The organism is Flavobacterium sp. 102, from assembly GCF_003634615.1.
GTDB lineage: Bacteria > Bacteroidota > Bacteroidia > Flavobacteriales > Flavobacteriaceae > Flavobacterium.
Genome location: NZ_RBKX01000001.1, coordinates 2,620,031 through 2,632,065 on the forward strand (window position 1 = coordinate 2,620,031; position 12,035 = coordinate 2,632,065).

Consider the following 12,035-nt stretch of genomic DNA (forward strand, 5'->3'; position numbering starts at 1 on the left):
GAGAACTCCTTTTTAGGTGTACTTTTGCAAAATTGTACAAATCACCATGTCTCATAAAGATTTTAACGCCGAAATTGAAGAGAAAAAGGAACTTTACGGTTACCAAAAGGGCGATATTGACAAAATTTTTGAACGATTAGATAATGGTCCGGAAAACCATCATTTGTTGTACCAATTACCAACCGGCGGTGGAAAAACCGTAATTTTCTCCGAAATTGTTCGCCGTTATTTATCCCAACACGATAAGAAAGTGGTTGTTTTAACACACCGAATTGAGCTTTGCAAGCAAACTTCCAAAATGCTTAAAGGCTTTGATGTCAAAAACAAAATCATCAACAGTAATATCAAAGAATTGCCCGATCAAGATGAATATTCTTGTTTTGTAGCGATGGTGGAAACGTTGAAAAATCGTTTAAACGATGAGAAACTGATGATTGATAATGTAGGTTTGGTGATTATTGACGAAGCGCATTATAATTCGTTTCGGAAACTGCTCAGCCAATTTAAAAAATCTTTCATTTTAGGGGTTACAGCAACACCTTTGAGTTCAAATATTAAGTTGCCAATGCATCACAATTATGATGAATTGATTGTAGGCGACACCATTCAATCGCTTATAGACAAAGGCTTTTTGGCGAAAGCTACGACTTACAGTTACGATGTTGGACTGACTTCGCTTAAAGTGGGAATCAACGGTGATTATACCGTAAAATCTTCCGACGATTTGTATATGAATATGATCATGCAAGAAAAATTATTGCATGCTTATACAGAGAAATCATTGGGCAAAAAAACGTTGATTTTCAATAATGGTATCAATACTTCGTTGTATGTGTACGATACTTTTAAAGAAGCCGGTTATCCAATAAAACACTTAGACAATACAACGTCAGCTGAAGATAGAAAAGATATTTTACAATGGTTCAAAAAGACTCCGGACGCCATTTTAACTTCGGTTGGCATTTTAACTACAGGATTTGATGAACCAACAGTGGAAAGCATAATTTTAAATCGAGCTACGAAATCATTGACTTTATATTTTCAAATGATTGGCCGTGGTTCGCGTAAATTGCCACATAAAGATAATTTTACCGTTATCGACTTAGGAAACAATGCTTTGCGATTTGGTTTGTGGAATGATCCGGTTGATTGGCAGCATATATTTAAATCTCCGGAATATTACTTGGAAAGTCTGCGTGATGATGCCGAAATTGAATACGGTTTCAAATATACCATGCCGGAAGTAACGCGTAAATTGTTTGCCAAAACTTCTAACATTGATATGGATATTGAAGAAGAATTTAAAAAGAATGCGGCTTTAAATTTGCGTTCTAAAGAAGTCCTTGAAAAATCGATTAACCAACATGCTTTAATGTGTGTTGAAAATACTTCAGATTTGAATGCGGCACGAATGTTGTCTAAAATTTTAGGCGATGATATTGAAAGTCGCGTCAGACGATTTGTAAATTGCTTAGGAAAAACGAGTAAGAATTACCGCGAATGGTTAATTGAAGATTATAAAACCAAATTAACTTTAGCAATAGGAAAAAAGTTTCGTGAATTAAATTTATAATACGATAGTTTAAGTAAGGTAAATTAGATTGTTATTTTACAGATATTTACAAATGATAATTAAAACACAAAAACGCGTACTTTTGAAACTATAATTTATATTATGTAAAATAGAATTTTTAAAACATACAACACTATTGCTTTCTTTAGTTTTGAAATGTTTTTTAACAATCACTCTCTAACTTGCCTAAACCTTTACTATTTTTGTGCAGTCAAATCAATCTGATTAAATTCAATTAATGCTATGAGTAATTCAATTGCTGAAAATATTGCCAACTTTTTAAAAGAATATCCGCCTTTTAATTATTTGAGTTATGATGAACTGACTCAAGTTGTAACCAATATTGGCGTTGTCAACTTGGACAAGCACAAAGTTTTATTCAAAATTGATGATAAATTACATGATAGTTTTTATGTTGTAGCTTCCGGAGTAATTAATCTTTCTGTGATTGCCGATTCTGAAGAAACTTTATTAAACAAATGTTATCCCGGAGATGTTTTTGGTCTGCGTCCTTTTTTTGCTAAAAACAATTATATGATGACCGCCAAATCACGTGAAGACAGCATTGTTTATGCTGTTCCTATTAGTGCCTTCAAACCTTTTGTGGCACAAAACCCTCAAGTTTTGGACTTTTTATTAGAAAGTTTTGCCACCAATACGCGTAATCCATTTGACAAAGAAAATCGCGGAAAGCTTATCACTGACAACGTTTACACTGAAAATCAAACCAACGAAATACAATATTTTCAGTCATTGGCCTATAATAAAACGCCTCTGAAAATTGCCGGAAATGCAGCTGTGAAAGATGCTGCCCAATTGATGACCGAAAATTTAATCGACAGCGCTATCATTATTGAACAAAATTGCCCTATTGGAATTGTTACTGATACTGATTTCAGAACCAAAATTGCCAATGGACGCTTCCCTATTTCAACTACTGTAGACAAAATTATGTCGTCGCCAGTAATTACAGTACCTGAAAATGTCTCTGTTGCTGAAGCCCAATTGTTATTATTGAAATACAATGTCAGTCATTTGTGTGTCACTAATGATGGTTCTGATAAATCTGAAGTAAAAGGTATTATTTCTGAACACGACTTAATTGTTGCGCAAGCTAATAATCCTGGCGTTTTAATTAAGGAAATTAAACGTTCCCTATCGCCTAAAGAATTGAAATTGGTCCGTGAAAAACTAACCGATTTGATTCAATCCTCAATCGCTAAAAATATTCCGCTTCCTCATATTTATAATATTACTGGCGAAATTATCACCGCAATTATAAAACGTTCAGTAGAATTGGCAATTCTTGACTTAGGTTCTCCTCCATCGCGATTTGCTTGGTTGAGTATTGGAAGTCAAGGGCGAAAAGAACAACTTTTGTTAACCGACCAAGACAGTATTCTGATTTTTGAAGATGTAGCACCGGAAAAATACCGTGATGTTAAAGATTATTTCTTGAAATTGTCCAAAAGAACTACAACCATTTTGGAAAAAGTAGGTTACCAATTTTGTCCAAATGGCCATATGGCGAGCAATATGCTTTGGTGTAAATCATTGAGCGACTGGATGAAACAGTACAATAATTGGATGAAAACACCGGGAGAAACTTCCAATGATATCAGTAGTATCTTTTTTGATTTTGAAATTGCTTTTGGTGAAGGAAAAATTGAAGATACTATTGCCGATTTGATCTTTAGCAATACTAAAAATAATGCGCTGTTCTTTGATTATCTTGGCAATGATGCACTTCGCAAAAATCCACCGCTTAACTTTTTCAAAAAATTTAATTTGGAAGAAGAAGGTGAAAACAAAGGTAAATTTGATATCAAAAATAGAGCTATCATGCCATTAGTTGATGGTGCTCGACTTTTTGCCATCAGCATGAATTTAAGAGGAATCAACAATACTTATTCACGTTTCAAACAATTGGCTTTAATTGATCCTAAATTCTCTGAAATCTATTTGAATTGTGCCGATGCTTTCTTGATATTGTCTAAATTTAGAACTTTAGAAGGCTTAAAAAATGACAATTCCGGAGATTTTATCAATATTGAAGAACTTACCAAAGTTGATAAAGAAAAATTAAAAAATGCCTTAGCTCCAATGAGAGAATTAGAAGAACTGATCAAGGATAAATTTCAATTAACACAATTCTCCTAATATGCTGGGTTGGATTAAAAATATCAATAAAGAATACCCCGACTTTTGGAAAACCTACTTGTCAAAGTTTGAAACCAAAACCAATAGGTACGTAATTCTAAACACTGAAACCACCGGTTTAAATCCGAAGAAAGATGTAATTCTGTCTTTTGGCGCTATCGCTGTGATAAATGATGTGATTAAAATCGGAGACAATTTTGAAGTAGTAATTTTACAATACAAATACTTACATGATAATGGCTTGTCCAATGAATTTTTAATCGAAAGTAAGTTGCCTAAACTTTCCGAATATAACGCCATTCAAGCATTAGTAGAATATATTGAAAATGCGGTTTTAGTGGGGCACCGAATACACTTTGATATCGAACTGATTAATGAAGCGCTCGAGAAAATGGAATGCGGCAAATTGAAAAATGAAGCCTTAGATATTGAAATCATGCATCAAAAATTAATGGATATCACTAATAAATCCTTTTCTATAGAGGATTTAGTTAAACACTACAAACTTCCTGTAAATGAGCGAAATTCAGCTTCTGATGATGCTTATTCAATTGCTTTATTGTTTTTAAAATTGAAAACAAGATTAGGTTTTAAATAACTAAAAAGCCCGTTTGGGGAAACGGGCTTTAGCGATCTGTCAAAATCAAACAAAACAATAATCAAACTATTTTTTTATTAACATATTAGTGTAATATTTTCTTCCGGTATCCGGATTTGTTGTAACTGAAATTCCAAAGTGCGTGTAGTCACCTTCTATGTTAGCTTTGTGTGCCGGACTGTTTAACCAAGCCGCAAATGCACTTTCCGGAGTTTGATAATTATAGGCAATATTCTCGCCTACTCTTTCTGCTCCTAATACTCTGATTAAGTTGTCTGATCGTTGCTGAAAATAATCGTGATTAAACACATTTTTTTCAATCATGTAATAATTGTGCTCTTCTGATTTGTAAGAGATGTGATTGATTACTTGAAGGGTGTTTAATCCAAGGCTCTCGCGGTAGTCGTTAATTAGCGTAACTAATTTTAACTCATTCTCGTTGTAATTGTAGGTAGTTACAACTTGTTTGTCTTCTGTTGTTCCTTCTGAGTCAGAAGAACAAGACACCATAGTGAACACGATTGCTAGCGGCAACAATGCTCTAAACATTTTTGCTTTCATAGTAGTAGGTTAAGTTTTAATAAAGTAGATGTGGGGCAAACACTTTATTCGATTAATTTTGACAGGTTTTAATAAAGTAGATGTGGGGCAAACACTTTATAGATTTTGTTTTTTAAGAACGTATTGTTTTATTTTCTTGAACAATATTAGCAAAAACACCGATTAAAATACAAATAAAATCGTTGAAATACACTATTATATAAATTTAATAAGATATTTTCTTACTATTATGCATTTCGTCGATGATTTATATCGATGTGGACAAAACTAAAAAACCACTCCGAAGAGTGGTTTACATAATTTTCAACATTATTTATATCATTTAAGGAGAAAGCCTGTTGATTTCCCAAACATAGTTCTCTTTTAGTTTATATCTTATTCTGTCGTGCAACCTATTTGGTCTGCCTTGCCAAAACTCAACCTCTATTGGACGAACCATAAATCCACCCCAAAAATTAGGTCGTGGAATTGGTTTTCCTTCGTATTCCTTTTCGAGTTCCTTTAATTTGTTGTCTAAATAGTCTCTTGACGGTATGGTTTCGCTTTGTGCTGAAACTATGGCGCCTAACTTACTTCCATCGGGTCTTGAATCAAAATAATTGTCGGAAATGATATCGGAAGTTTTCTCGGCAATTCCTTTTATAATAACTTGTCGTTCCAGGCTTTGCCAAAAGAAAGACAAACAAATATTAGGATTATTGAGGATGGCTTTGCCTTTTTCAGAATTGTAATTGGTATAGAAAATGAATCCTTCTTCGGTGAATTTTTTCAGTAGCACTACTCTACTCTTTGGAAACCCGTCTAAGCCTATGCTGGCTACTGTCATGGCATTGACTTCTTCTACGCCTCCAAATTCTTCCATTTCGTAAAACCATTTGTGGAAAAGATTGATAGGATCTTCGGGAATGTTGGTTTCCAGTAGTTCGCTCTTCTCGTATGATTTTCTGTAGTTGCTTAAGTCTTTCATAGTGGCAATAGTTTGAAGTTGCTAAGTTACTAAGTTTTCAGATTAAAAATGGATTCCTTTTTAGCCCTGATGGAAATGGAAATCTTTTTGTTTTGTCCTTCGACAAGCTCAGGATGACAAAACAAAAAATTGTAATGGACAGCAGGAATTGCCCCCGAAGTTTCGGGGCCGATAAATCCCGAACCATTCGCTCCTAACCTTAATCAAAGTCAAATACTTTCCCGTCATCGCCTAACAGTACATTGGGAAAAATGGTCTCTGCTTCTTCTTTAAACAACTCTATACTGCTGTAACGCGTGCTGTAATGTCCGAGCAGTAATTGTTTGACGTTGGCCAACTTGGCAATGGCTGCCGCTTCTTTAGCCGTACTATGCATGGTTTTTTCGGCTTTGTCAGCCTCGGATTCGAGAAAAGTGGCTTCATGGTACAAAACATCTACGTCTTGAATCAATGGGATAATGCTTTCATCATAGATTGTATCGCTGCAAAACGCGTAGCTTTTGGTTGGTTCCGGGTCGAATGTCAATTCGGTATTAGGAATTACGGTTCCGTTGTCTAAAGTAATATCGCCGCCGTATTTTATTTTTCTGTAGTAAACCGTATCGATGTTATAATTCTCTACCGCTTCGATATTGAGTTTGCGTTCTTTGGGTTTTTCCTGGAACAAATAACCATTGGTATAAACGCGGTGTTTTAGCGGAATGGTTTTGACGATTACTTTTTCATCTTCAAAAACGACTTCACTTTCTTTAGACTCTAATTCGTGAAAATACAAATTGTAACCGGTATACGAATTAGAATAACGCAATTGTAACAAAATAATTTCTTTGATTCCTTTTGGTCCGTAAACATGCAAATCAGTTTTGCGATTCAATAACATAAAGGTAGAAATCAATCCGACGAGTCCATAAAAATGGTCACCATGCAAATGCGAAATAAAGATGTGGTTGATTTTGGAAAACTTGAGTTTGTTTTTACGCAGTTGCACTTGTGTTCCTTCGCCGCAATCAATCAAAAACATTCGGTTGCGAATTTCCAGTATTTGTGCGGTTGGATTGGTTATCGTTCTTGGTGTGGCTGCGTAGCAACCCAATATGGTTAATTTCATAATGGTTTAAAATCCTAAATCGCGCTCAATTTCTTCCATTTCTATAATGTCGTGAGCTTCTAAAAGCGTTGGCACCAAGATGATATTTTTGGGCACCGCATTGAAGTTAACATTATCAGCTACAAGCACTATGGACTTCTTTTGTTTTTTGTGGCTTTTGATGAGTTCTGTGAATGACTTTACGTCTTCCATTTTTAAATTCTTATCGTGCGTCAAATCTAAAATAAGATTGGTGTTTTTATAACTGTTGTATTCATGAGTGAATTTGGTTAAAAACGCTTCGGTTTGCCCTAGAGTATCTTTAATAATAGTAGTGTGGCCTTTTTGTTCGACTTTCATTGGTGAAGTAAATAATTTAATACGAAGCTAATTTAGGAAGTTTTTACCATTTTTTGGCTATTGTGCAAAGGTTTGTGATTTGGATGTTGTAGTTCATAGAAATTTTTGGCTTTTCATCGGTGAAATACCTGTTTTTTTAACATTTTCTAGACTAACGGCACGATAAAAACGCCGAAAACCCTTGAATTCATTGATTTTGTCGATTAAACGACTTTTGAGGTTAGTTATCGAAAAAATTTCGGTTGCGAATAGTCTTGAAGTAGTTTTGACCCAGAAATCAGAAACAAATTAAAACACACTTATGAAAACAACAAATAACAGAATAGCTCAAAAAAATGTAACCAACGTTAGATTATTTGTTTTATTCGTTTTATTGGTTTTGTCAAGCAATGGTGTTTTTGGTCAAGAAGTTAAAGTTGCAACCGTAACAAACACAACTTCAACTGAAGTTTCAATCGCTAAAAATGATTCAATTGTTATCGCTAAAGAAACTACAATTGCTTCAATGGATTTCGCAGTATGGTTTATGGGAACTAACAAAACTACTACCGGTAGTAAATCAAATGTTAGCTTCAGCAAAAAAGCCTTAATCAACTCTGGTATCAATACTAACAGCGTTTTAATCAGATCGCTTTTGAAAAAAGTTAGTACTTCTGAAAGCAGCGTTGCCTAATTAAATTTTAAGTTAAGTTTGGATTAAATATAATTGGTTAGTTTTAAAAGAAAAGTCCCGATGCCACGGGACTTTTTTTATTTTACATTCTGCTTGAAGTAAACTTCTGTAGCACCGGAACCATACTTCTGGAAATTGGCATCCTGAAAGCTTATGTTATCATAGCGGCCGAGCATAAAATCGAGTTCCGATTTTAAAATGCCTTCGCCTACGCCGTGAATAAAGACGATTTTGGGTATTCTGTTTCGAATAGCAAACTCGATGTGACGTTTAGCAGTTTCAGTTTGAATGGTCAATATATCGTAGTTACTTAATGATTTATGGTTTTTAACCAACTTTTCAATGTGTAAATCAAAATCGGGAACCGGAATTTCCTTTTTAGACTTTTTCTCTGTGTTGGTATAATTGGGTTTAGGAATTTCTTTTTCCGCTATAACCTGACTTTTATTAAAACTGAAATTCATGTCATTGGTATTCCCAATCTTGATTAGCTCGTTACTTTTAAAAGTCAAATTAAAACCATCGGTAGTTTCAATAGTCACTTCGTTGCCTTGTACATCAACGACAACGCCATCAATGGCATCATCTAATACTGAAACTTTATCGCCTTTAGTTATCATTTTCTTCTTCTGTTTCTGAGTGTTTACTTGGTGTTTTGGCGCTTAATCGCATCATACCATACATAAAGATGACAATGGCTACAATCATGATGTAGAGATTGGGTTGGGCTTTGCTTTGTTCGTATAAACCAATGCCTATCGCCACTATCATTAACGGAAGTACTATTTTTTTCATTTACCAAAAATAAAAAAACCGACTGAAATAGTCGGTTTTAAATAAGTATATTTTGTAATTAATTATAATCCACTCGCCATACTTGCAGCAAATATAAATCCAACAATAATCGCTAAAACATATAATGACAAAACAACAATAGTCATAATTCCCAAAAACTTATGGTGTGATTTTAAGTTCACTAATCCTTCAGCAATCATCTCATCATTGTTAAATGACAAACCTTCTTTTATACCTTTTGAATATTTGTATAAATAAAGAATGGGGAAAAAATAAATAGCCGCCATCACCAAATACATAATGCCAATATAATTTTTTATGGCTGCAAGCGGATTGTAAGCTCCGAAAGCAGCTTCATCAGGAATTGCAGCAAAAGTAATGGTCATGAATATACCTCCTAAAAGCATTAGGCCAATAAAAATAAATCCTACGATTGATAAAAACATAGTCCATTTAGCGCTTTCTCTCAACGAATCAATAGCTAAATCATTTAATGTCAAATTGTTTTGGTTTTCCATAATTAAAAGTTTTTTTGGTTGGTTTATAAATTGGTTAATTGACTATTTTTCAAATTGTTTTAAAGTATTGATAATGATAGCAACACAATCTAACAATTGTTCTTCCGTCATTACCAATGGTGGTGCAAAACGAATGATATTGCCATGCGTTGGTTTGGCTAACAAACCGTTTTCAGCCAATTTCATACAGATATTCCAAGCCGTATCGCTTTCCTCAGTGTCGTTAATCACTACAGCATTTAGCAAACCTTTTCCACGTACTAATGTAGCAATAGAAGAAGTTTTGATATACTTTGCCAGTTCCGAACGGAAAATTTTACCTAAACGTTCCGCATTTTCGGCCAGTTTTTCATCGGTCACTACTTCTAAAGCGGCAATCGCTACCGCAGCGGCGACAGGATTTCCACCAAAGGTTGAACCGTGTTGTCCCGGTTTAATCACATTCATAATAGCATCATTAGCCAAAACTGCTGACACTGGATAAACGCCGCCAGAAATGGCTTTGCCTAAAACCAAAATATCCGGTTGTACATTTTCGTGGTGAACGGCTAATAATTTTCCGGTACGCGCAATTCCGGTTTGTACTTCGTCTGCAATGAACAAAACATTATGGTCTTCGCACAAAGATTTGGCTTTCGCCAAATAACCTTCGCTTGGTACGTAAACGCCTGCTTCACCTTGAATGGGTTCAACTAGAAAACCGGCAATATTCTTAGATGACGTAATCGCTTTTTCCAAAGCCTCTATATCGTCATAAGCTATTTTGATAAATCCGGCCGTGTATGGTCCGAAGTTTTTGCGTGCATTTTCATCGTTAGAGAATGAAATAATCGTCGTAGTTCTTCCGTGGAAGTTACCGTCGCAAACAATGATTTGCGCTTCATTTTCTGGAATTCCTTTTTTCTCGTAAGCCCATTTTCTACACAATTTCAAAGCGGTTTCCACTGCTTCGGCACCGGTATTCATGGGTAATACTTTATCAAAACCAAAATACTTGGTAATGAATTCTTCGTAAACGCCTAATTTGTCGTTGTAAAAAGCACGCGAAGTCAAAGTTAAAGTTTGTGCTTGTTCCATCATGGCACCCACAATTTTCGGGTGACAATGACCTTGGTTAACGGCAGAATAAGCCGAAAGAAAATCATAATACTTTTTGCCTTCTACATCCCAAACATAAACACCTTCTCCTCTATTCAGCACCACCGGTAACGGATGATAATTGTGGGCTCCATACTTGTTTTCTAAGCTAATGGCATCGGCTGAAGTTAATTTTTCTAAAACTGACATTGTTGTTGTAATTTAAATTCTGTAATATCAATTCCTTCTTTTGGAGAGAAATCATCCATAAAGCAAAAGTATAAAAAGATTGTTAGACTTCTTAGATTATTAGAAAGTTAGACTTCTTAGATTTTCACCAAACAACTCAACTACTTCTTGATTTTTTCTAAGATATCATTCATCATCTCAATCTGCACTTTCTGAATTTCGATTAACTCTTGTTGTTGGTGCATGATTAAATGGTCTACTTTCTCATCGAGCATTCTGATTTCGAGTTCTGATTTTAGATTAATCATATAGTCTTTCTTGGCGCGGTCGCGGTCTTTTTCTTCCTGACGGTTTTGGCTCATCATAATCACCGGTGCTTGCAAGGCCGCCAAACATGACAAAATCAAGTTCAATAAAATAAACGGATAAGGATCAAAACCTTTATTCAATAAAATGTAAACATTGGAGCCAATCCAAATCAGAATAAAGATAAAGAACGAAATGATAAACGTCCAGCTTCCGCCAAAATCGGCTACTTTATCGGCTATCAATTGACCAAAAGTACGATTGTCAGGTTCGTCTTGAACTTTAGACACAAAGGACTTATCAGCTGTTAATGATTTGATTACATTTTTCTGCAAATCTGATAATTCACCTACTTCCGATTGCAAAAATTTAGCAATGTATTTTTCTCTGTACACATTGAGTTCACTGCTGGCAATGCAACCTTCGCTAGTAAAATCAGGATGGTCATTTTTGATTAAATCGAAGATTGAAGTCCGAATAGATTTTACCCAAACTCTTTCACTATTGGGAAACTCAGCACCGGAAATTACGCTTTTAAAAGTGGGTTTTGAACTCATTTATTTGGTTTAAAATTAGTTTAAAGGTTTCAATAGTTTTTATTCCTTCCAACAAATTTAAACAATGTTAAACTCCATTAAACATTTCCAACAATTTATTAACGGTATTCCAATTTCGCGTCGTAGAAACCACATTCATGCTTTTCTCTATCCATTTGTTATCCAAACGGGTTTTGGCGGGAGAAACGTCATATTTCAGGTAAATTCTTTTGCCGTCGAGCTGGATTTCATCGGGTTTGATGAAGTTTAAATTGAGTTGGGTAATCATATTCTCCGGCAATTCGGAAGAGATAAACGACACATACAATTTTTTTAAATCGACTCCATCTTCATTAAGGAATAAATTTCTATCCAAACACGCTTGTAAATCTTCTTTGCCAATGACAATCACCGGAACATCGTGTCCGAACTCTTTGAAAATTTCCTGCTTGATGAGGAAACCAACTTTCCCCGGACTTTCTTCTTCGGTATCGACAAACACATTCCCCGATTGGATATAGGTCACGACATTGGTAAACCCAATGCCTTCGAGTGCTTTTTTCAAAGCGACCATATTAATCATTTTGTGACCGGAGACGTTGATGCCGCGGAGAAGGGCTAAGTGGGTTTTCATA

At 35.0% G+C, this 12,035-nt stretch carries 14 protein-coding genes; 4 read left to right on the forward strand and 10 right to left on the reverse strand.

Annotated elements, in window-relative coordinates; all coding sequences use genetic code 11:
* The first annotated feature begins 46 nt into the window (after nucleotides 1-46).
* The 3 genes from C8C84_RS11330 to C8C84_RS11340 all read left to right on the forward strand — a co-directional run bounded on the left by C8C84_RS11330 (nucleotide 47) and on the right by C8C84_RS11340 (nucleotide 4,331).
* A complete protein-coding gene (locus C8C84_RS11330; protein ID WP_121313753.1) occupies nucleotides 47-1,573 on the forward strand; it encodes a DEAD/DEAH box helicase in 1,527 nt (508 codons plus the stop codon).
* A gap of 243 nt (nucleotides 1,574-1,816) precedes the next feature.
* On the forward strand, nucleotides 1,817-3,733 hold the full coding sequence (locus C8C84_RS11335) for a DUF294 nucleotidyltransferase-like domain-containing protein (RefSeq protein ID WP_121313754.1): 1,917 nt from the start codon (nucleotides 1,817-1,819) through the stop codon (nucleotides 3,731-3,733).
* Nucleotide 3,734: 1 nt separating this feature from the next.
* Nucleotides 3,735-4,331, forward strand: coding sequence for a PolC-type DNA polymerase III (locus tag C8C84_RS11340; protein ID WP_121313755.1), 597 nt, complete (start codon nucleotides 3,735-3,737; stop codon nucleotides 4,329-4,331).
* Between the two features lie 66 nt (nucleotides 4,332-4,397).
* Here the strand turns inward: C8C84_RS11340 and C8C84_RS11345 are convergent, their stop codons facing one another.
* From C8C84_RS11345 to C8C84_RS11360, 4 genes are all read right to left on the reverse strand, one after another.
* Nucleotides 4,398-4,892 (reverse strand): CAP domain-containing protein, encoded by a 495-nt coding sequence (locus C8C84_RS11345; RefSeq protein WP_121313639.1) that lies wholly within the window; start codon nucleotides 4,890-4,892, stop codon nucleotides 4,398-4,400.
* Nucleotides 4,893-5,214: 322 nt separating this feature from the next.
* Entirely contained in the window at nucleotides 5,215-5,859 is a 645-nt protein-coding gene (pdxH, locus tag C8C84_RS11350) for a pyridoxamine 5'-phosphate oxidase (protein ID WP_121313756.1), read from the reverse strand.
* A gap of 199 nt (nucleotides 5,860-6,058) precedes the next feature.
* Nucleotides 6,059-6,967 (reverse strand): ribonuclease Z, encoded by a 909-nt coding sequence (locus tag C8C84_RS11355; protein WP_121313757.1) that lies wholly within the window; start codon nucleotides 6,965-6,967, stop codon nucleotides 6,059-6,061.
* Between the two features lie 6 nt (nucleotides 6,968-6,973).
* Complete coding sequence (locus tag C8C84_RS11360) at nucleotides 6,974-7,306, reverse strand: ribonuclease Z (protein WP_121313758.1); 333 nt, start codon at nucleotides 7,304-7,306, stop codon at nucleotides 6,974-6,976.
* 301 nt (nucleotides 7,307-7,607) lie between these two features.
* Here C8C84_RS11360 and C8C84_RS11365 point away from each other — a divergent pair, with 301 nt between their 5' ends.
* Entirely contained in the window at nucleotides 7,608-7,979 is a 372-nt protein-coding gene (locus tag C8C84_RS11365; protein WP_121313759.1) for a hypothetical protein, read from the forward strand.
* 77 nt (nucleotides 7,980-8,056) lie between these two features.
* Here the strand turns inward: C8C84_RS11365 and C8C84_RS11370 are convergent, their stop codons facing one another.
* The 6 genes from C8C84_RS11370 to C8C84_RS11395 all read right to left on the reverse strand — a co-directional run bounded on the left by C8C84_RS11370 (nucleotide 8,057) and on the right by C8C84_RS11395 (nucleotide 12,034).
* Nucleotides 8,057-8,599, reverse strand: a complete 543-nt coding sequence (locus tag C8C84_RS11370; RefSeq protein ID WP_121313760.1) for a Smr/MutS family protein — start codon at nucleotides 8,597-8,599, stop codon at nucleotides 8,057-8,059.
* Nucleotides 8,589-8,774, reverse strand: coding sequence for a hypothetical protein (locus C8C84_RS11375; RefSeq protein WP_121313761.1), 186 nt, complete (start codon nucleotides 8,772-8,774; stop codon nucleotides 8,589-8,591). Before C8C84_RS11375 ends, C8C84_RS11370 begins: the two co-directional genes overlap by 11 nt.
* 62 nt (nucleotides 8,775-8,836) lie before the next feature.
* On the reverse strand, nucleotides 8,837-9,292 hold the full coding sequence (locus tag C8C84_RS11380; protein ID WP_233549783.1) for a DUF5362 family protein: 456 nt from the start codon (nucleotides 9,290-9,292) through the stop codon (nucleotides 8,837-8,839).
* A 42-nt stretch (nucleotides 9,293-9,334) separates the two neighbouring features.
* Nucleotides 9,335-10,579 (reverse strand): ornithine--oxo-acid transaminase, encoded by a 1,245-nt coding sequence (gene rocD / locus C8C84_RS11385; protein WP_121313763.1) that lies wholly within the window; start codon nucleotides 10,577-10,579, stop codon nucleotides 9,335-9,337.
* Between the two features lie 140 nt (nucleotides 10,580-10,719).
* Nucleotides 10,720-11,421 carry a DUF1003 domain-containing protein gene (locus C8C84_RS11390; protein ID WP_121313764.1) on the reverse strand — a complete coding sequence of 234 codons (702 nt, stop codon included), beginning with the start codon at nucleotides 11,419-11,421 and terminating at the stop codon, nucleotides 10,720-10,722.
* Between the two features lie 67 nt (nucleotides 11,422-11,488).
* Entirely contained in the window at nucleotides 11,489-12,034 is a 546-nt protein-coding gene (locus C8C84_RS11395) for a DUF1697 domain-containing protein (protein WP_121315049.1), read from the reverse strand.
* Between the last annotated feature and the right edge of the window lies 1 nt (nucleotide 12,035).

Coding starts and splice junctions, on each gene's coding strand:
- C8C84_RS11395 (WP_121315049.1), bottom strand. CDS start 12,034: ATGAAAACCCACTTAGCCCTTCTCCGCGGCATCAACGTCTCCGGTCAC.
- C8C84_RS11355 (WP_121313757.1), bottom strand. CDS start 6,967: ATGAAATTAACCATATTGGGTTGCTACGCAGCCACACCAAGAACGATA.
- C8C84_RS11390 (WP_121313764.1), bottom strand. CDS start 11,421: ATGAGTTCAAAACCCACTTTTAAAAGCGTAATTTCCGGTGCTGAGTTT.
- C8C84_RS11370 (WP_121313760.1), bottom strand. CDS start 8,599: ATGATAACTAAAGGCGATAAAGTTTCAGTATTAGATGATGCCATTGAT.
- C8C84_RS11365 (WP_121313759.1), top strand. CDS start 7,608: ATGAAAACAACAAATAACAGAATAGCTCAAAAAAATGTAACCAACGTT.
- C8C84_RS11360 (WP_121313758.1), bottom strand. CDS start 7,306: ATGAAAGTCGAACAAAAAGGCCACACTACTATTATTAAAGATACTCTA.
- C8C84_RS11340 (WP_121313755.1), top strand. CDS start 3,735: ATGCTGGGTTGGATTAAAAATATCAATAAAGAATACCCCGACTTTTGG.
- C8C84_RS11335 (WP_121313754.1), top strand. CDS start 1,817: ATGAGTAATTCAATTGCTGAAAATATTGCCAACTTTTTAAAAGAATAT.
- C8C84_RS11375 (WP_121313761.1), bottom strand. CDS start 8,774: ATGAAAAAAATAGTACTTCCGTTAATGATAGTGGCGATAGGCATTGGT.
- C8C84_RS11345 (WP_121313639.1), bottom strand. CDS start 4,892: ATGAAAGCAAAAATGTTTAGAGCATTGTTGCCGCTAGCAATCGTGTTC.
- pdxH (WP_121313756.1), bottom strand. CDS start 5,859: ATGAAAGACTTAAGCAACTACAGAAAATCATACGAGAAGAGCGAACTA.
- rocD (WP_121313763.1), bottom strand. CDS start 10,579: ATGTCAGTTTTAGAAAAATTAACTTCAGCCGATGCCATTAGCTTAGAA.
- C8C84_RS11330 (WP_121313753.1), top strand. CDS start 47: ATGTCTCATAAAGATTTTAACGCCGAAATTGAAGAGAAAAAGGAACTT.
- C8C84_RS11380 (WP_233549783.1), bottom strand. CDS start 9,292: ATGGAAAACCAAAACAATTTGACATTAAATGATTTAGCTATTGATTCG.